The sequence below is a fragment of the Pararhodobacter aggregans genome (genome assembly GCF_003075525.1).
In the GTDB taxonomy this organism is placed as follows: domain Bacteria; phylum Pseudomonadota; class Alphaproteobacteria; order Rhodobacterales; family Rhodobacteraceae; genus Pararhodobacter; species Pararhodobacter aggregans.
In genome coordinates this window covers 270,523-288,571 of record NZ_QDDR01000001.1, presented here as the reverse complement: position 1 = coordinate 288,571, position 18,049 = coordinate 270,523, and the positions used below count along the sequence as shown (strand labels likewise).

The 18,049-nt window shown below is 71.0% G+C and carries 14 protein-coding genes; 4 read left to right on the top strand and 10 right to left on the bottom strand.

Annotated features, from left to right (window positions below):
- Window positions 1–6: 6 nt before the first annotated feature.
- The 3 genes from DDE23_RS01435 to DDE23_RS01425 form a co-directional block, all read right to left on the bottom strand.
- Window positions 7–3,396, bottom strand: coding sequence for an ATP-binding protein (locus DDE23_RS01435; RefSeq protein ID WP_107749599.1), 3,390 nt, complete (start codon window positions 3,394–3,396; stop codon window positions 7–9).
- A complete protein-coding gene (locus DDE23_RS01430; protein WP_107749598.1) occupies window positions 3,396–4,655 on the bottom strand; it encodes a metallophosphoesterase family protein in 1,260 nt (419 codons plus the stop codon). Before DDE23_RS01430 ends, DDE23_RS01435 begins: the two co-directional genes overlap by 1 nt.
- A 94-nt stretch (window positions 4,656–4,749) precedes the next feature.
- Window positions 4,750–5,541 (bottom strand): inositol monophosphatase family protein, encoded by a 792-nt coding sequence (locus tag DDE23_RS01425; protein WP_107749597.1) that lies wholly within the window; start codon window positions 5,539–5,541, stop codon window positions 4,750–4,752.
- A gap of 132 nt (window positions 5,542–5,673) precedes the next feature.
- Here DDE23_RS01425 and DDE23_RS01420 point away from each other — a divergent pair, with 132 nt between their 5' ends.
- The 3 genes from DDE23_RS01420 (at window position 5,674) to DDE23_RS01405 (ending at window position 9,572) form a co-directional block, all read left to right on the top strand.
- Window positions 5,674–6,114, top strand: a complete 441-nt coding sequence (locus DDE23_RS01420) for a GNAT family N-acetyltransferase (RefSeq protein ID WP_107749596.1) — start codon at window positions 5,674–5,676, stop codon at window positions 6,112–6,114.
- Window positions 6,115–6,321: 207 nt separating this feature from the next.
- The gene (carA, locus tag DDE23_RS01410; protein ID WP_107749595.1) at window positions 6,322–7,494 is read left to right on the top strand and encodes a glutamine-hydrolyzing carbamoyl-phosphate synthase small subunit; all 1,173 of its coding nucleotides are present in this window, start codon (window positions 6,322–6,324) and stop codon (window positions 7,492–7,494) included.
- A 149-nt stretch (window positions 7,495–7,643) separates the two neighbouring features.
- Window positions 7,644–9,572, top strand: coding sequence for a glycosyltransferase (locus tag DDE23_RS01405; RefSeq protein WP_107749594.1), 1,929 nt, complete (start codon window positions 7,644–7,646; stop codon window positions 9,570–9,572).
- 5 nt (window positions 9,573–9,577) lie between these two features.
- Here the strand turns inward: DDE23_RS01405 and DDE23_RS01400 are convergent, their stop codons facing one another.
- Window positions 9,578–10,231: a GntR family transcriptional regulator gene (locus tag DDE23_RS01400; protein ID WP_107749593.1), complete on the bottom strand. Its 654-nt coding sequence runs from the start codon at window positions 10,229–10,231 to the stop codon at window positions 9,578–9,580.
- A 108-nt stretch (window positions 10,232–10,339) separates the two neighbouring features.
- Here DDE23_RS01400 and DDE23_RS01395 point away from each other — a divergent pair, with 108 nt between their 5' ends.
- Window positions 10,340–10,996 carry a pyrimidine 5'-nucleotidase gene (locus DDE23_RS01395; protein ID WP_107749592.1) on the top strand — a complete coding sequence of 219 codons (657 nt, stop codon included), beginning with the start codon at window positions 10,340–10,342 and terminating at the stop codon, window positions 10,994–10,996.
- Window positions 10,997–11,000: 4 nt separating this feature from the next.
- Here the strand turns inward: DDE23_RS01395 and cysE are convergent, their stop codons facing one another.
- From cysE to DDE23_RS01365, 6 genes are all read right to left on the bottom strand, one after another.
- Window positions 11,001–11,807: a serine O-acetyltransferase gene (gene cysE, locus DDE23_RS01390; RefSeq protein WP_107749591.1), complete on the bottom strand. Its 807-nt coding sequence runs from the start codon at window positions 11,805–11,807 to the stop codon at window positions 11,001–11,003.
- A 65-nt stretch (window positions 11,808–11,872) separates the two neighbouring features.
- Window positions 11,873–12,172: a DUF7742 family protein gene (locus tag DDE23_RS01385; RefSeq protein WP_107749590.1), complete on the bottom strand. Its 300-nt coding sequence runs from the start codon at window positions 12,170–12,172 to the stop codon at window positions 11,873–11,875.
- Entirely contained in the window at window positions 12,172–16,113 is a 3,942-nt protein-coding gene (locus DDE23_RS01380; RefSeq protein ID WP_107749589.1) for a baseplate multidomain protein megatron, read from the bottom strand. Before DDE23_RS01380 ends, DDE23_RS01385 begins: the two co-directional genes overlap by 1 nt.
- A gap of 18 nt (window positions 16,114–16,131) precedes the next feature.
- Complete coding sequence (locus DDE23_RS01375; RefSeq protein ID WP_107749588.1) at window positions 16,132–16,563, bottom strand: NlpC/P60 family protein; 432 nt, start codon at window positions 16,561–16,563, stop codon at window positions 16,132–16,134.
- Window positions 16,556–17,419: a DUF2163 domain-containing protein gene (locus DDE23_RS01370; protein WP_107749587.1), complete on the bottom strand. Its 864-nt coding sequence runs from the start codon at window positions 17,417–17,419 to the stop codon at window positions 16,556–16,558. The genes DDE23_RS01375 and DDE23_RS01370 overlap by 8 nt, the downstream gene beginning before the upstream one ends.
- Window positions 17,416–18,048, bottom strand: coding sequence for a DUF2460 domain-containing protein (locus DDE23_RS01365; RefSeq protein WP_107749586.1), 633 nt, complete (start codon window positions 18,046–18,048; stop codon window positions 17,416–17,418). Before DDE23_RS01365 ends, DDE23_RS01370 begins: the two co-directional genes overlap by 4 nt.
- Window position 18,049: the final 1 nt, after the last annotated feature.

Below are 18,049 nucleotides of genomic sequence, written 5' to 3'. Positions count from 1 at the left end.
CGGGTCTCAGGAAGGGGCGGACAGGTCCGTGACCTTCACCCCGGGGCAGACCGCGCGGGCGATGTCGCACAGATGCCGGTGATGGGTCAGGTAGATGACCTGACCCACAAGCGACATCTCGGCCAGCAGGCCGAAAGCGGCGGCCGAGCGGGCATCGTCGAAGGTCTCCATGATGTCGTCGGCGATGAAGGGCACCGTCGGGCGGCTTTGCGCCATCTCGTGGTAGCCGGCGATGCGCAGCGCGAGATAGAGCTGGAACCGCGTCCCCTTCGACAGATCCGCCGCCAGCTTGGCGCCGCCGCCGGCGGGCAGCGCGACCAGCACCTCGCTCTTGCCGTCGGGCTGGGCGGCGAGCCCCTGATAGGCGCCGCAGCTCAGTGCGGCGAACGCGTCCGAGGCGCGGGCCAGCATGCCGCTGCGGTGGTGGTCGCGGTAGCGCCGCAGCCCGGCCTCGAAGGCGATGAGGCCGAAGCGCCGCGCCAGATGCGCCTCGGCCCGCTCGCGCAGATCCAGCAGCAGCGTCTCGCGCTCGGCAATGATGCGGGCCAGCGCGTCGTCGCCGCCAACCGCGTCCAGCCGGCCCCGGGCTTCGAGATGCTCCTTGAGCCGCGCCTCGGTATCATGGCGCAGGACGTCGAGTTCGGCCCTGAGATCCCCGATCGCCGCCTTGACGCTCTCCTCATCCTCGCCCTCCTGCGGCAGGGGGCGGTCCTGAAGCTCGGCCTCCAGCGCGGCGAGGTCCTGCCGCAGCCCCGTGGCCATCCGGCAGCGGGCGACATGGGCGGCGAGCGGCCCCTCGGCGGGGGTCCAGCCCAGCGCCGCGCCCAGGCGTTCGGCCTCGGCGTCGCGGGCGGCGAGGGCGTGGCGGTCAACCCCGTCCTGCCGCTGCTCCTGCGCCAGTTGCCGGTCCAGCAGATCGCGGTCGCGGGCGGCATCCTGCGCCTGACGCAGGCGGTGCTGAACGGCGCTCCAGGGCGTGCCCGCCTCCGCCCCCAGCGCCGTCAGGACCAGGGCCTTGGCATTCTGGAACCGCTGCCGGTTGGCCTGCATCTTGGCGATCCGGTCGTCAAGCGCCTCGGCCGCGCGGTGTTCGGCGCCCAGCCGGTCCAGAAGGTCCAGCAGCGTGCCGAGGCCCGCGTCATCCTCGCCGCGCGCGGCCAGAAGCGTGTCGCGGCTGGCCTTCGCCCATTTCGCGCGCCAGGCGTCGAGCGCGGCTTGCGCCTCGGCCCCGGCCTGCTGGCGGGCGCCGAGATCGGCGGTGAGCGTGGCCAGACGGCGGCGGGCCTCGCGGCGGCGTTCGGCGGCCTCGGTCCGGGCAACGGCGCGGGCCAGCAGGGCCTCGAAATCCTCGTCCGCGGGACGGCCCAGCATCCCGGCGAGCGTCTGCGCCGCGGCCCTGCGCGCCTCGGTCGCGCGCGTCACGTCGGCCTCGGCCGCCTGCAGGACCCTGAGCACCGCCAGCGCCTGCTCGCGCCGGTCCAGAAACAGCCGCAGCGCCGCCAGATCGGCCCCCGGCAGGCCCAGCGCCGATGCGGCCCGTTCGACCGCCTTCTCCGCATCGGCAAGCGCGGCTTCGGCCTCGGCCAGCGCCGCCTCTGCCGCCTGCTGCCGCCCGACCAGCGCCGCGCGTTCCGCCTGATGCCGGGCGGCGCGGCGGCCCTCGGCCAGTGAATCGGCCAGCGCGGCCGAGATCCGGTCATCCTCGCGCAGGGCCGCCTCGAAATCGTCGGCGCTGGCGGCGGTGAGGTCGGCACGATGCGCGGCCCAGAGCGCCTCGCGCCGGCTGCGGGCCTTGGCGGCATCGGCCAGCGTCAGCCCGCCCTGCCCCGCCGCCCGCGTCGCCGCCTCGGCGTCCATCCTGTCGATCTGCGCCGCCAAGGCCGCCAGGTCGCGCCCTGCGTCGGCCCGGGCCTGCCGCGCGGCTTCGGCGCTGCGGCCCCAATCGTCCAGGTGCCGCGCCCCCGGCACGTCCTGTGCCGCCAGCGCCGCCCCGGTGCCCCGCCAAGGCGCCAATGCCGCCAAGCCCTCGTCGGCGCGGCCCCGGGCTTCGGCGCAGGCGCGTTCGGCCCGGGTCAGCGCCTCGGCCGGGTCCTGCGCGCGCAGGCGGGTCAGCAGGGCGGCGAGCGCCGCCTCTTCCTCGGCGGGGCCGGGATCGTCTGTTGCGGCCCGCTCGCTGTCGAGAAGCGCCTGGGCCCTCGCGGTCTCGGCCGCGCTGCTCTGCACCGCCCCTTGCAGGCCCGAGCGTCTGGCCAGCAGCCCCCGAAGGGTCGACAGCGCCGCCTCGGGCAGACACAGACTCCCCGGCTCTGCCCCCGGCTGGCCCAGTTGCGCCAGAAGACCCCGGATACGGGCCCGAGCTTCTGCCGCCTCGTCCTCGCGGCGGGGAAGGTCCTTCAGCGCAGCGTCATGCTCGGCCCGCAACGCCTCGGCCGCCTCGATGGCCGGGGCCGCGGCCAGAACCGCCGCGTCCTGCGGCAGTGCATCGCGCTGGTCCCTGAGGCCCTTGCAACGCTCGGCCCGGTCGGCGATCCGGGCGCCGATGTCGCGCTGCCCGGCCTCGATCTTGGCGGCCAGCGCCTCGTCGTCAGCCGTCGCCTCGGGCAGCGCGGCGAGGGGTTCCAGTTGCGCCGCGAGCCTCGCGCGGCGGGCCAGCAGCGGCAGGGTCTGGGCGACCTGCTGCAGCCGATCCAGCGCCGCCTGCGCCGCCTCGGCCTGCCCCCGCGCCGCCTGCCAGGCCTGTTCCGCCGCCTCGGCTTCCCGCGCGAGCTTCTGCAGCGCGCTGGCCGATACCTCGACCGCGCGGCGCTGGCGCTCCAGCTCGGTCAGCGCCCGTTTCGCCTCGACCAGCCCGCCGCTGCGCTTGCCGCTGCGGTGGAAATCATCGAGCCCCGCGCGCAGCCCCTCCAGTTGCGGCGCCAGCCCCGAAAGCCCGGCACTGGCCGAAAACAGCATCTCGCCCAGATCGCCGCGGCTGGCGAGGATGCTGTCGCCGCCCTGTTCCAGCGTCTCGTCATCGAGCGAGAACATCGCCGAATATCCCTCACGCGAGAGGCCGCCCAGCGCGCCCTGCAGAACCGCCTCGGGCACCGGCGCGTCGTAGCGATCCAGCAGGCTGCCGGCATTGCGCTTGAGCCGCTTGAGGTCCAGCGCCCCGCCCGCATGGCTGAGCGCGGCGCCGATCTGCAGGCTGGGCCCGGCATGGCGGAAGTCGTAGCGGGTGCGCAGCGGGATGCCGAACAGGAAATCGAGCCAGGCCGAGAAGAGCGTCGATTTCCCCGCTTCGTTCGGCCCGTAAAGGACGTGCAGATCCGGCTGGCCCGGCGCGGGCGGCTCGAAAGACAGGCTGCGGTCGGTAAAGCGCCCGTAGCGGGTCAGGTCCAGCCGGTCGAGCCGCATCACCCCTCCTCGCCGGCCGAGAGGCTGGACAGGATGAGGGGCGCGCCCCGGGCCAGCAAATCCTGACAGTGGCGGGTCAGATCGGCCTCGTCCTGCCCCAGAAGATCGCGCAGCTCGGCCGGAAGGTCCTTGAGCAGATCCTGCGCGGCCTCGGTCAGCGCCTGGATCAGCGCCGGGTCCTGCGGCAGGTCCTCAAGCACGCTGCGCACCAGCTCCTCGGGCAGGGCCTCGCCCGGGCCTTTCGCCTCGCCCGAGCGGTCGAGGCGAAGCTCCAGCTTGTCGATCCAGACCCCGGCCCCGGCGGCAAAGGCGCGCGCTTCCTCGGTCAGGCGGTCGCGGTCGCGCTCGATCCGCCAGGCCAGCGGGGTGGCGCCCTCCAGCAGCGGACGCAGGACCAGGTGATCCTCGGGCCGCGGGGCCGCGCCCGCCGCCCGCAGCGCCGCTTCCAGCGCGGCCAGCAGATCGGCCCAATCCTCCAGCCCGGTGCAATCGACGGGCAGGCGGTCGAAACGCAGGCAGGCGACCGAGCGTTCCTCGAGCAAGACGCTGCGGTCGTCGCCCACCCGTACCAGCGTCACCGACGCAGGCCCGGGCTCGTCGATGCCGCGGCCCTGGGGAATGCCCGGCATGACGACCACCGCCTGCCCGTGGTGTTCGGCGCGGCGGTGGATATGGCCCAGCGCCCAGTAATCGTAGCCCTGCGCGTCCAGCTCGGCCAGGCTGCAGGGGGCATAGGGATCGTGGCGCGGGCTGCCGTTCAGGCTGGTGTGCATCAGGCCGATGTTGAAGGCGCCTGCCTCGGGCGCGGGATAGCGCGGCAGCAGGCTTTCCGGCGCATGGATCTCGCGGAAGCTGAGGCCGTGCAGCGCAACCCTCTCGCCGTCCAGATCAAGCGTCACGGTCCCGGCGCGGCCGAGGAAGAGATGGGTGTTGGCGGGCAGGTCCAGCTCACCCGTCTGCCGCGCCATGGCGTCGTGATTGCCGCGGATCAGGTAGCAGCCGATCCCCGCCGCCTGCAGGCGCAGCAGTTCCTGCTTGAGGAAGCGCGGGGTCTTGGTGGAGCTGAAGGTTCCGTCCCAGAGATCGCCCGCGATCAGCAGGAAGGCCGCGCCCTCGTCGATGCACAGATCAACGATTCGCGTCAGCGCCACGCGCGAGGCCACGCCGACCTGCGCCGCCAGATCGGGGTCACGCAGCGCCAGCGCCGTCAGCGGCGCATCGAGATGCAGATCGGCCGTATGGACGAAGGTGAAACTCAAACCAGGCCTCGGCAGCGGACAAACCCCGGCATCGGGGACCCGGACTATGGGGATCCCCGACGCCCGCGGCAAGCCCGGCCGATCCGACCGGGGGTCAGTCGCGGCTGCGGATGACTTTGGCGAAGGGCTCGAAGATATCGCTGTTGGCGGCGATCAGGTTGCCCGATTCGACCGGGTCCTGCCCGTCGCGGATCGGGCCGAAGAACCCGCCCGCTTCCTTGACCAGCAGCACGCCCGCCGCCACGTCCCAGGGGTTCAGCCCGCGCTCCCAATAGCCGTCGTAGCGGCCCGCCGCGACATAGGCGAGGTCCAGCGCCGCGGCCCCGAACCGGCGCACACCGGCGCAGACCGGCATCAGCCGCGCCAGATCCTGCAGCGAGGCGGGCAGCGCCGGGCGGCCGCCGAAGGGGATGCCGGTGGCGAAGATGCATTCGATCATCGAGCGGCGGCCGGAAACCCTGAGGCGCGACTCGTTCATATAGGCCCCGAGGCCCTTCTCGGCGATGAACATCTCGTCCTTGGCCGCATCGAAGATGACGCCCGCGACGATCTCGCCCTTGTGCTCCAGCGCGATCGAGATCGCCCAATGCGGCAGGCCGTGCAGGAAGTTGGTGGTGCCGTCCAGCGGATCGACGATCCAGCGCCGGGTCGGGTCGGTGCCCTCCTCGCCGCCGGTTTCCTCGCCCAGCCAGCCATAGTTCGGCCGGCCGCCCATCAGCTCTTCCTTGAGGATGCGTTCGGCCTCGCGGTCGGCCTTGGTCACGAAGTCGCCCGGCCCCTTGGTCGAGACCTGAAGGTTCTCGACCTCGCGGAAGTCCTTGACCAGCGAGCGCCCCGCCTTGCGCGCGGCCTTGATCATGAGGTTGAGGTTGGCGCTTCCCTGCATGGTGCGGGCTCCCGTGCTGAACAGGCCGCCCCTTACGGGAAAGGCGCGCCAAAGGAAAGGGGAACCTCGCGCCGCGGCTGGACGGCGCCACCGCCCGGGGCTAGCCTCGGCCGCCCGAGAAGGAGGTTGCCCATGCTGATCCGCCGCCCGCAAGACCAGGACCGCGCTGCCTGGGAAGATCTCTACGCAGGCTACGCCGCGTTCTACCAGGTGACGCAGACCGCCGAAATGCGCGCCCGGGTCTGGGACTGGATCCACGACCCCGCGCAGGAGGTCGAGGCTTTCGTCGCCGAGGATGACGCGGGGCGGCTGGTCGGCCTCACCCATTTCCGGCCCTATGCCAGGCCCCTCTCGGCCAGCACCGGCGGCTTTCTCGACGACCTGTTCGTCACGCCCGAGGCCCGCGGTTCGGGCGCTGCCCGCGCGCTGATCGAGGCGGTGGCGGCGGAGGGGCGCGCCCGGGGCTGGACCCTGATCCGCTGGATCACCGCCGAGGACAACGCCCGCGCCCGCGCGCTCTATGACAAGCTCGCCACCGCGACACAGTGGAAGACTTACGACCTCAAGCTCTGAGCGATCTTTGTTCCTCAAATATCCACGGGGATCGCCAAGGGGGGCGTGCCCCCCTTGGCGCGGGGTCGGGCGGCAGCCCGGGGGGGGGGGGGGGGGGGGGGGGGGGGCGGGCCCCCCCCCCCCCCCCCCGCCCCTCCTCCTGAACGGCCCCTTGATTCCCCCCGCCCTTCCCCGTAAGGACGGGCGGATACAGACAGGAGCCGTCCGATGTCCGCAGCCCCCGCGCAGCCGCGCCCGACCGCATGCCTTGTTCTCGCCGACGGCACCATCTTCTACGGTCACGGATTCGGCGCGACCGGCGAGACGGTGGCGGAACTGTGTTTCAACACCGCGATGACCGGCTATCAGGAGATCATGACCGATCCCTCCTATGCCGGGCAGGTCGTGACCTTCACCTTCCCCCATATCGGCAATGTCGGCGTCAATGACGCCGATGACGAGGCCAGCAAGGCCACCGCCGAGGGCATGGTGGTGAAATGGGATCCGACCGAACCCTCGAACTGGCGTGCGGCGGGCGAGCTGACCGCCTGGATGACCCGGCAGGGCCGGATCGGCATCGGCGGGCTCGACACCCGCCGCCTGACCCGGGCCATCCGCCAGCTGGGCGCCCCGCATGTGGCGCTGGCCCATGACCCCGAGGGCAATTTCGACATCGAGCGTCTGCTGGCCCGGGCCCGCGGCTGGAAGGGGCTGGTCGGCCTCGACCTGGCGAAGGACGTGACCTGCGCCCAATCCTACCGCTGGAACGAGATGCGCTGGGCCTGGCCCGAGGGTTACAAGCCCCAGATCGAGCCCCTGCACAAGGTCGTGGCCATCGACTATGGCGCGAAGAAGAACATCCTGCGCTGCCTGGCCTCGGCCGGCTGCGACGTGACGGTGCTGCCGGCCAATGCCACCGCCGAAGAGGTGCTGGCGCTGAACCCCGATGGCGTCTTCCTGTCGAACGGCCCGGGCGATCCGGCGGCGACCGGCGATTATGCCGTGCCGATGATCAAGGGCGTGCTGGCGGCCGATCTGCCGGTCTTCGGCATCTGCCTTGGCCACCAGATGCTGGCGCTGGCGCTGGGCGCCCGCACGGTCAAGATGAACCACGGCCACCATGGTGCCAACCACCCGGTCAAGGACAACGACACCGGCAAGGTCGAGATCACCTCGATGAACCACGGTTTCACCGTCGACAGCCAGACCCTGCCCAAGGGTGTGGTCGAGACGCATGTCTCGCTCTTCGACGGCTCGAATTGCGGGATCCGCATGGCCGACCGGCCGGTGTTCAGCGTGCAATACCACCCCGAGGCCAGCCCCGGCCCGCAGGACAGCTATTACCTGTTCGAGCGGTTCGCCGCTGCCATGGCCGCCCGCAAGGCGGCCAGCGCCGCCTGACCGCAGGGCGCGCGGCCCTCGCTGCCGCGCGCTGTTCCGCCCCCCCCGCGGCCCTGCCCGGCAGGGTTCCGGCGACGCGGCCTGGCCGTTAACGATCTGTTAACCTTCTCTCGCCAAGACTCCTCCCGTTGGTGTGTGTGGGGGTGTCTATGGGGCACGCGTGTGCAAAGCTCGATGAGCCGGGCGTCGAGGCTCTTTCGCGCCAGCACGCCCCCGACGAGGTGGCGCCTCCCTCGGCCCCTCGCCCCTCTCCGGTCCACATACCCCTCGGCACGATCCTCCTGCGACGCGGCGCGATCCATGCGGCCGATCTGGTTCGCGCGCTGGAAATGCAAAGCCGCAAGCAGGCCCGGCTGGGCGACATCCTGCGCGCCCATGGCATGGCCAGCGAGGAGGACATCGTGGCGGCGCTGGCCGAGCAATTCGGCACAACGGTCATCGACGCCCGCCAAAGCCGCCCCGATCCGCGCCTGATCGACCGTCTGGGCCCGCGCCGCTGCCTGCAGATCGGCTGTCTGCCCTGGTCGCGGGCGGGGGCGGTCACCGTCGTCGGCACGGCCACGCCCGACACGTTCGAGGCCCAGAGGCCCGAGCTTGAGGCGCGGCTGGGTCCGGTCGTCATGGCCGTGCTGCCCGAAGCCGGGATGCACCGCGCCCTGCTGCGATCGCGTCAATCCGCCCTGCGGCTGATGGCGGAAACCTGCGTCGCAGCGGCGGAAAGCTGCCGGATCTGGGACGCGCGGCGCTTCAGCCGCCGGGTTCTTGTGGCGGCCCTGTTTCTGGGCCTGTCGACGGCGATCGCGCCGAGCGTGACCTTCTTCGGTCTCTTCGCCGTCGTCATGCTGTTCCTGTTCGCGGGCAATCTGATGAAGCTGGCCGCGACCATCGCGCAGCTTCGCGCGGTGCGACAGGGGGCCGGGGCACAATCCCCGGCGCCCACGATCCGCAAGCCCACAATCTCGATCATGGTGCCGCTGTTTCGAGAGCCCGACATCGCGCCGCGGCTGGTCAAGCGGCTGGGCGCGCTGACCTATCCGCGGGAGATGCTCGATGTCATGCTGGTGGTCGAAGAGGACGATCACCTGACCCGGGCCGCCCTGGCCGGGACCCGGTTACCGGACTGGATGCGGGTCATCCCGGTGCCGAACGCACCGCTCAGGACCAAGCCCCGGGCCCTGAACTATGCCCTGAATTTCGCCCGCGGGTCGATCATCGGCGTCTATGACGCCGAGGATGCGCCCGCCCCCGACCAGCTGCTTCGCGTGATCGAGGTGTTTGACGCCGGCGGGCCGTCGCTGGCCTGCGTGCAGGGCATCCTCGATTACGTGAACCCCCGGACCAACTGGCTGAGCCGTTGCTTCACCATCGAATACGCCGCCTGGTTCCGCCTGATCCTGCCGGGGCTGGCGCGTCTGGGGCTGGTGGTGCCGCTGGGGGGCACGACCCTGTTCTTCCGCCGCGCGATCCTTGAGGAACTTGGTGGCTGGGACGCCCATAACGTGACCGAGGATGCCGACCTCGGGCTCAGGCTCGCGCGGCACGGCTACCGGACGGATCTGGTCGCCTCGGTCACGCTGGAGGAGGCGAATTGCCGGGTCTGGCCCTGGATCAAGCAGCGGTCCCGCTGGCTGAAGGGCTACGGCATGACCTATGCCGTGCACATGCGCGACCCGGTCCTGCTGTGGCGGCAACTGGGTCCGTGGAAATTCGCCGGGGTGCAGGTCCTGTTTCTGGGGACGTTGATCCAGTTCCTGTTCGCCCCGATCCTGTGGAGCTTCTGGCTGCTGCTGTTCGGGTTCGGCCATCCCTTCGCGACCGAGATGACGTCGCGAGCCGCCGACACCGTGGCGGTGGTGTTTCTGGGCATCGAGGTGATGTCGCTGGCGATCAACATCCTGGCGCTGCAGGGGACGCAACACCGCTTCCTGCGGGTCTGGGCGCTGAGCCTGCACCTGTATTTCCCCCTGGCCGTCGTTGCCGCCTGGAAAGGCTGCTGGGAACTGGTGGCGAAGCCCTTCTACTGGGACAAGACGACCCACGGGCTGCATGACGGCACCGCCGCGGTCAGCTACGTCTGAGCGGGTCAGCGCGCCTTGCGACGGTCGCCCGATTCGAGCTTCAGCCGCGTCTCGAAAGCCCGGCTGATATGCTCGCGCAGGGCCCGGTCGGCGGCCTCGCCATCGCCGCGGGCAATGGCCTCGACGATCGCCTCGTGCTCGTCAAGCGCGGTGCGCCCCCGCCCCTCGGCTTCCAGCGAGGTCGTGGCCAGCAGCGCCATCGAGCGGTGCACGAGGTCCAGCTGCTGCACGAGGAAGCGGTTGTGGCTGGCCAGGTGAATCTGCTTGTGGAAACGCTTGTTGGCCCGGCTCAGCGCCTTGGGGTCGTTCATCAGCCGCCGGTCGTCGTTCACCATGTCGCGCAGGACGCGCACTTCCTCGACCGAGGCGTGTTTCGCCGCGAGCCGCGCCGCCAGCCCCTCCAGCTGCGCGCGCACCACATAGAGTTCCGCCAGCTGGTTGTGATCGAGCGAGGCCACGATCAGCGAGCGGCCGTCGCGGGTCAGCAGGCTTTGCGTCTCAAGCCGTTGCAGGGCCTCGCGGATCGGCGTGCGCGAGACGCCGAAGCGTTCGGCCAGTTCCGATTCGACCAGCCGGTCGCCGGGTTTGTAGACCCCGTCGTCGATCGCCGCCAGGATCAGCGAATAGGCGTCGAGTAGGGGTTGGCGCTGGTCGTTCATGCGGGTCCTCCGAGGGGGCGAAGACTAGTGTCGGGCGCGGGCGGTGAAAAGCCCTGATTCGCGCCCTGGCATCTTGTGCCGCAGCCGCCTTGTCGGTAGCCCTTGGCCATGGCGCACGAACATTTCCAGCATGTCGACACCTGGGTCTTCGACCTCGACAACACGCTCTATCATCCGCGGGTCCGGCTGTTTGACCAGATCGACGTGAAGATGACCGATTTCGTCATGCGGGTGACGGGGGCGGACCGGGCGGAATCGGACCGCCTCAGGCGCGATTACTGGCTGACCTATGGCACGACGCTGGCCGGGCTGATGGCGCATCACGCGGTCGATCCGGTGCCCTATCTGGTCGAGGTTCACGACATCGACTTTTCGGTGCTGGAGCCCGATCCCGAGCTGCGCGACGCCATCCTCGCGCTGAAGGGGCGGCGCATCGTCTATACCAACGGCTCGGCCCCCTATGCCCGCCGGGTGCTGGAGGCCCGGGGGCTGGAGGGGCTGTTCGAGGCGGTCTATGGCGTCGAGGACGCGGGCTACCGGCCGAAACCGCAGGCCGAGGCTTTCGAGACGGTCTTTGGTCTGGCCGGGCTGGACCCGTCCCGCGCGGCGATGTTCGAGGATGACCTGCGCAACCTCAAGGTGCCGCATGCGCTGGGAATGCGGACGGTTCTGGTCGGGCCCGAGGCGGAAACCCCCGACCCGGAAGCCCACGCCCATGTGCATCATCGCACGGATGATCTGGCGGGTTTCCTGCGGGGGCTCTGAGCGCCTATTCGGCGCTCAGCGAATGGTTCATCGACAGCGCGGGCTGGGCGCAGCCGGCCTCGCCCACGATCTTGGCGGGAACCCCGGCCACGGTCTTGCAGCAGGGTACGTCCTCCAGCACCACCGAACCCGCGGCGATGCGGGAATTGGCGCCGACCTTGATATTGCCCAGCACCTTGGCCCCGGCGCCGATCAGCACGCCGTCGCCGATCTTCGGATGGCGGTCGCCGTCTTCCTTGCCGGTGCCGCCCAGCGTCACCGAATGCAGCATCGACACGTTGTCGCCCACCACCGCAGTTTCGCCGATGACGATGGAATGGGCGTGGTCAATCATGATCCCCTTGCCGAAGCGGGCGGCTGGGTGGATGTCGACGCCGAACATCTCGGAAATCCGCATCTGCACGAAAAGCGCCATGTCGCGGCGCCCGGTTTCCCACAGCCAGTGGCCGACGCGGTAGGCCTGCACCGCCTGGTAGCCTTTGAAATACATGACCGGCTGAAGATAGCGGTGGCAGGCCGGGTCGCGGTCATAGACCGCCATCAGGTCGGCGCGCGCCGCCTCGCCCAGCCAGGGCGAGGTTTCATAGGCTTCCTCGGCGATCTCGCGCAGGATCTGCTCGCTGATTTCGGCCGAGGACAGCTTCAGCGCGAAACGGTAGGCCAGCGCCCGTTCCATGGTCGCGTGATGCAGGAGATTGTTGTGCATGACGCCGCCCAGCAGGGGCTCGTCGCGGACAACAGCGTTCGCCTCTTCGCAGATGCGCTGCCAGACGGGATCGAACGGGGCAAGCTTGGCGCGGGACTCGGGCATGGCGCATCTCCGGTGTTGATCCCCGAAACATAGCGGATCGACACCGGAATTCCAGTGGCGCGGGCTCAGGAAATCGGCGGATGGCCGACAAGCGCCTCGACAAGCGCCCCCGCAGCCAGCGCCAGACAGGCCAGATACTCGGGCGCACCGGGCCTTGCGGGATCGGCGGCGGGATGGGCCAGCGCCGCCGCCAAGAGCGTGCCGTTGCCATAGGCCGGGTGCAGGCGGCCGGTCGACTGGCGGTGGCGGTCGGCGGCCTCGGCCCGGGCGATGAGCGCCGCCATCCCCGCCGCCCGCCGCCCCTCGGGCAGCGCCAGCAGCACCCGTGCGGCGGCCGAGAGGTCGGTGAGGGTGACGGGCCGCATCAGCCCGCCACCTCCAGCGCGGCATAGAGGCCGGGGCCGAAACTGGCCGAGACCTGCGCCACCTCGACGCTGAACGGCCCGGTGATGCCGTCGGCCGCCTGCTGCGCGGCGGTATAGGTCCAGCCGGGCGCGCTCAGGTCGGTTTCGCGCACGATCACCCCCAGGTGCCGGACCTGCAGGTGGTAAAGCTCGGCCTCCTCGCTCAGCGGCACCTCGGGCGCGTCCCAGCCGTCGCCGCCCAGCCGGGTGCGGCGGATCCAGGCGAGGTCCAGATCGCCCGACCCCGGCCATGTGGCGCTCAGATGAACCGGGGCGTAGGGCCGCAACCCGTTGCCCGCGAAGGCCTCGGTCGTCTCGACATAGACCGGGTCGTCATAGGCCAGCGCCGCCGGACCGACCCGCCAGCGCCGCGCCACACCGCGGGCCGAGGCCGCCAGATCGACCTGCGCGGGCGCCCCGTCCATCAGCACCACCACCGCGCCGGGCGGCCAGGCGCCCGGCATCAGCGGCTCGGTGCCGAACTGGCCGCGCAAGAGGTCGTGCAGCCGCCAGACCCCCGGCTCGACCAGCGTCGCCCCGCGGTACTGGAACAGCTCCCACCCCGCGCCGGTGCCGATGGCGGCGAGATTGGCGCCGTCGAGCAGTTCCTCCCCGCTGACCGAGGCGGGCGCGACCGAGCCCGGAAAGGCGACCTGAACCCCCGCCCCGTGCTGCACCAGCCCGGGCGAGGCGCTGAAAAGCGGCGTGATGGTCTGCCCGACGCTGGCCCTGAGCCCGATCAGCGTGTTCAGCACGAAACTGCCGCTGGCGGCGGGCGCGTCATAGGCGGCGACGGCACCGGGCCAGGGCAGACCCAGCACCGCCAGATGCGGCGCATGCGGCACCTCGTCGCCGCGCATCAGCGGCAGGTCCATCCAGATCGGCACCACCGGCACCGCGGCCTCATAGGCCCCGGCGGCGGGCAGGTCGGTCGAGGCATCGCGGTGCCGGTAGAGGCCGGGCTCGATGCGCACCGCCTCGATGGCGCGCTCGCCGGTCAGGTCCATGCGGTCGATCCGGTAATGCCGGGTGCCGCCGCCCTGCGGCATCGTCACCACATCGCCCACCGCCAAAGTCGAGGACATCGGCTGGCCGAAGCGCGCCGTGTCGCGGGCGATCCTTGCCTCGGTCAGCCAGCGCTTGACGGCGGTGCGGGCCTCGCCCCGGGTCAGCGACAGGGGCATCTCGGTCTCGGCCGCGTCGCCCGCCGGGGTGTCGGGATGCACCGCCTCGGCGCTGCGGGTCTCGAACCCGCCTTCGGCCTCGATATAGGTCAGGCGCAGGCGACCCGCAGTCTGGGGCTCGGAGGCGCGCGACACCTCCAGATCGCCACTGTCACGCGCGACAAGGCGGCCGGGGTCCAGCACCACCGGCTCGCGCCCGGTGCGCATGCGGAAGACGAGGCGGCCGTCCCGTTCTACCGCCTCGAACCCATGGGCCAGCATCAGGGGTTGCAGCGCCGCGCGGCCGGTCGCGGTCGAGGCCACGGCATAGCCGCGCACCACCCCGTAAAGGCCCGAGACATCGGCATCGGCGATGCCCGCGCGCTGGCAGATCTCGGCCACCACGGCGTCGAGCGGCTGGGCCGAGGCCCGCCCGGTCAGCCAATGCCCGCGCAGCCAGTTGTCGCCATCGGACCACAGGTCGGTGCGGGCCGGGAACCAGGGCCAGGGCCGTGCGTCCCAGGCCCAGGCATGGCTGCGCGACCAGTCGACCATCCGCCCCTCGTAGAGGTCCGAGGCCGGGTTGTTCGCGGGATCGGTCCAATAGGCCTGCATGGCGCGCAGGTATTGCATCTGCATCAGATCGTCGCGCACCCCGGTCGAGTCATGGGGCGCGTAGGATTCCGAGGATTTCGGGTCGAGGAAGACATTGGGCTGATTGGCGCCCTTGTCGATCGCCGCGCAGCCGTATTCGGTGAACCACACGGGTTTCGAGCGCGGCTCCCATTCGGTCGAGTCGGGCTGTTTGACGCCCGCGTGGCGCTCGGTATGCGCGTTCTCCCACCAGCGGCGCAGATCCTTGACGCGCCAGATCCAGGGCTCGGATTCGCCCTCGTCGGTGATCGGGGTGCGGACCTGGGCGTCCCTTTCGGGCTGGCTGGCGTAATACCAGTCGAACCCCTCGCCCCCGGCGATATTGGCCTTGAGGTAGTCGGGATCGTAGATATCGCGCCAGCCCGCCTGCCAATCGGCATGCGCCTCTCCCTCGCGCCAGTCAGCCAGCGGCATGTAATTGTCGATGCCGATGACATTGAGTTCGTCATCGGACCAGAGCGGGTCGAGGTGGAAATAGCGGTTGCCCTCGCCCGCATCATAGCCTGCGTATTCCGACCAATCGGCGGCATAGGTCAGCGTGACCGCGGGGCCGAGGATTGCCCGGACCTCGTGCAGCAGGTCGACCATGGCGGCGACGGCGGGGAAGCTGTCGCCCGCGCCCCGGATCTGCAACAGGCTGCGCATTTCCGAGCCGATGCAGAAGGCATCCACCCCGTCCGAGGCCGCGCAGAGCGCCGCGTAATGCAGGATGAAGCGGCGATAGGACCATTCCTCGGGGCCCGAGTAGCCGACGCTGCCCGGGGTGACGGTGAAATCGGCGGCCGTGGCGGTGCCGAAGAAGGCCGCGACCTCGGCCGTGGCGGCGGCGCTGCGGTCGGTGGTGCCGGGCTGGCCCGGGGCCTTCTGCGTGGTGATCCGGCCGCGCCAGGGCAGCGCGGGCTGGTCCCCGGCCTCGGACCAGGGGTCGGGCAGGCCGTTGCCGGCCAGTTGCTCCATCAGGATGAAGGGGTAGAAGACGACCCGCTGCCCGGCCCCGTTCAGCGCCGCGATGGCTTGCAGGATCGAGCGGTCGGAGGGCGTGCCGCCATAGACCGGCTTGCCGCCCAGCATCGGCACCACGGCGGCCGAGGCCCGGTCCAGCCCCGCCACGCTCCAGGGCTGGTTGCTGCCGGTGCGGTCATGCCCCTCGACCTTGGGCCTGAGCGTACAGGCGCCGCAGCGCAGATCGTTGCCGAACCACGACGCGATCAGGAGCGAGGATTTGGCGTTCGGAAGCTCGTTCTCCAGCGCCCTCAGCGCGGTGACGAAATCCGCCTCGCCCGAGGGGGAATGCGCGTTCGCCTGCCGGTCGTTCGCCGCCTCCAGAATGGAGAATTCCTCGGCGAAGACCGGGACGCCGTTCCCCGACAGCAGCACCTTCTCGGTGGCCAGCGCGTATTCCCCGGCGCCGGGCAGCCAGGCGACGCCCTCGATGGCCTGTTGCAGCGTGCTGACGCCCTCGGCTTCGGCCCCGCGGATCACCTCGAAGGCGAGGTTCGGCAGCCGGTTGCCATAGGGGCCGAGGTCCAGATCCTCGATCACCACATAGGCGGTGCCGCGATAGGCGGGCGCCATGCCCGCGCCCTCGACCGCCTCGATCTTGGGATCGGGCAGCTGGTCCATGGTCCCGGTATAGAGCCGCAGGTTCAGGTCGCCGGGCGCGATCTCGTCGCCATAGGCCCAGATCCGGCCGATGCCGGTGATCTGCCCCTCGGCCAGCGCGATGGCCACGCTGACGGTATAGCGCGACTGCTCGGTCACCTTGGGGCCGAGACCGCCCTTGGTGCGGCGCGAGCGGCCCGGGATCTCCTCGAAGCGCGAGGCCCAGATGACGTGACCGGCGGTGCGCACCCGGCCCCAGACGCGGGGCAAGGCCACGCCCTCGCCGGCGCCGGTGATCTGCAGCCGCTGGATGCGCCCGGTGTCGACGCTGCCGGATCCCAGGCCCAGCAGCCGCTGGTCGATCAGGCGGCCGACGGTGGCGCCGATGGCGCGGCCGATCACCAGACCCGAAAGGCCCAGCACCGCGCCGCCGAAATTCGCGCCGATCGCCGCACCGGCGGCGGACAGGAGGAGGGTCGCCATCCGAGGGCTCCTTTCAGGTCACGTCAACTCGAAACGCGCCACGATGCGGCGCGCCCAGGGCTGGCTCAGCGGGCTTTCGACAACCCCGTGGCCGCAATAGGCATGGATGAAACGGGCGTTCGGCCCGGCCTCGGTCAGCACGCCCAGATGTTTCGCGACCGAGCGCGCGCGCATCCGGAAAAGCAGCACGTCGCCCGGCGCGGGATCGCCCGGGGCCGGACGCAGGTGGCGGGAAAGGCCCTGCCAGAGCGCCTCGGCCCCGCCCGATTCCGCCCAGTCCGGGCCATAGGGCGGCAGCGCCTCGGGCTCGGTTCCGTGCCGGGCCCGCCAGAGGCCGCGGATCAGGCCGAGGCAATCGCAGCCCGCGCCGAGGACCGAAGCCTGATGCCGGTAGGGCGTGCCGATCCAGCGCCGGGCCTCGGCAACAAGCGCCGTTCGGGCGTCAGCCATGGGTGAGGCTCCCGCCCGAGTTCGGCCCGTCGATACGCGGCGTGGCCTGCAGCCAGTCTTCCGAAGGGATATGCGGGAAACCCTGGAAATTCCGCTGGTTGAGGAACTTCAACCGGCAGGTCTGGAACCGCTTGTCGCAGCCCGCCTCGATCCTGAGCGTATCGCCCGGCGCCGGTTCGAACCCGGGCGCGGACCAGAGGGAGAAGCGCCGCCGCCCGGGCAAGGATTCTTCCCGCCGGACCGGCACGACCATGCCCGCCGCGGCGCCATCCAGAAACCGCGCCGCGCCATCGACGAACCAATCGGCGGCGAATTCCGGCAGCTCGGCGATCTCCAGCACCGCGCCGCCCTCGGCGACCGCCAGCAACGGAACCTCGGCGGCGAAGCCGGGCTGCGTCAGGTCGAAGGTGCAGGTGGCATCCCCCAGAACCGCCGGGCAGAGCGCGCCGAACACCCGCCCGCCCGCCTTGGACAGGGGCTCGGTCAACCCGCGCAGTTCCGCCTTGAAGGCCCGGTCCAGCCGCGTGATCTCGCCCAGCGAGCCGCGAAACAGGATGCGGCGCCAGAGGGGATCGGTCCAGTCGACCTCCCAGATGGTCAGCTCGGCCCCGTCGTAGAGCCCGGCCAGGATATCCCCCTCGGTCAGCGCCGCATCGGACAGCGCGCCCGTGGCCTCGGTATTGTCCACCGACAGCCCGGTCCCCTGCACGATGGCGCTGGCCGTCATGCCGGTCCCGGCGCGAAAGGCGATGCCGTCGAAGGCAAGGTCGCGGTCGTGGTCGGTGAAGCCCAGCACCGCGCCATCCGCGCGCCTGAGCGCCCAGGCCCGGGCGCGGGTGGTGGTGAGTTCGCTCATTGCCGCACCTCGATCACCGGGACCTTGGGCACGTCGCCCGCCTGGAACGAGGCGACCGAGACCTGCACGAGGTCGGTGTCGAAACGCACCGGCACGTCGAATTCGCAACCCATCGTCACCTCGGCCCCGACCCCGGGCGGCGCGTCAAAGCTGACGATGCCGGTGGCGGGATCGACCTGCCAGGCCAGCCCCTCGGGCTGCTCGGTGCCGCCGATGGCAAGCCTGAGCGTTCCGGTCACCGGCTTGGTCAGCACCCGCGTGGCCGCCCAATCGCCCGAGCGATAGGTCTTCGTCAGCTGGAAATCGTGCCTGACCCCGTCACCGTAACCCAGCGACTGGTCCAGCGGCGTGATCGCGCGCGAGGCGCGGCCGGTCTTGAAATCGGCCCAGTCCTTCCAGCGAAAGCCGTGCAGGCGACCCTGCCGGGCTTCGAAGAAAGCGATCAGCACCTCGACATCGTCAAGCGACCTGAGCCCCAGCCCCGCGTCATAGCGGCGCCGGGCCTGCGCCCAGGGTGTGTTGCGCTCCTCGAAGCCGTTCGCCAGGGTGACGATCTCGGTCCGGCGCTCGGGCCCGCCCAGGGAGCCGAAGCTCAGATTGGCGGGGAAACGGATCTCGTGGAAGGCCATG

Bases quoted from the DNA above. Each gene is read 5' to 3' on its own strand.
- DDE23_RS01435 (WP_107749599.1), bottom strand. From the start codon at position 3,396: ATGCGGCTCGACCGGCTGGACCTGACCCGCTACGGGCGCTTTACCGAC.
- DDE23_RS01425 (WP_107749597.1), bottom strand. From the start codon at position 5,541: ATGCAGGGAAGCGCCAACCTCAACCTCATGATCAAGGCCGCGCGCAAG.
- DDE23_RS01420 (WP_107749596.1), top strand. From the start codon at position 5,674: ATGCTGATCCGCCGCCCGCAAGACCAGGACCGCGCTGCCTGGGAAGAT.
- carA (WP_107749595.1), top strand. From the start codon at position 6,322: ATGTCCGCAGCCCCCGCGCAGCCGCGCCCGACCGCATGCCTTGTTCTC.
- DDE23_RS01405 (WP_107749594.1), top strand. From the start codon at position 7,644: ATGGGGCACGCGTGTGCAAAGCTCGATGAGCCGGGCGTCGAGGCTCTT.
- DDE23_RS01400 (WP_107749593.1), bottom strand. From the start codon at position 10,231: ATGAACGACCAGCGCCAACCCCTACTCGACGCCTATTCGCTGATCCTG.
- DDE23_RS01395 (WP_107749592.1), top strand. From the start codon at position 10,340: ATGGCGCACGAACATTTCCAGCATGTCGACACCTGGGTCTTCGACCTC.
- cysE (WP_107749591.1), bottom strand. From the start codon at position 11,807: ATGCCCGAGTCCCGCGCCAAGCTTGCCCCGTTCGATCCCGTCTGGCAG.
- DDE23_RS01385 (WP_107749590.1), bottom strand. From the start codon at position 12,172: ATGCGGCCCGTCACCCTCACCGACCTCTCGGCCGCCGCACGGGTGCTG.
- DDE23_RS01380 (WP_107749589.1), bottom strand. From the start codon at position 16,113: ATGGCGACCCTCCTCCTGTCCGCCGCCGGTGCGGCGATCGGCGCGAAT.
- DDE23_RS01375 (WP_107749588.1), bottom strand. From the start codon at position 16,563: ATGGCTGACGCCCGAACGGCGCTTGTTGCCGAGGCCCGGCGCTGGATC.
- DDE23_RS01370 (WP_107749587.1), bottom strand. From the start codon at position 17,419: ATGAGCGAACTCACCACCACCCGCGCCCGGGCCTGGGCGCTCAGGCGC.
- DDE23_RS01365 (WP_107749586.1), bottom strand. From the start codon at position 18,048: ATGGCCTTCCACGAGATCCGTTTCCCCGCCAATCTGAGCTTCGGCTCC.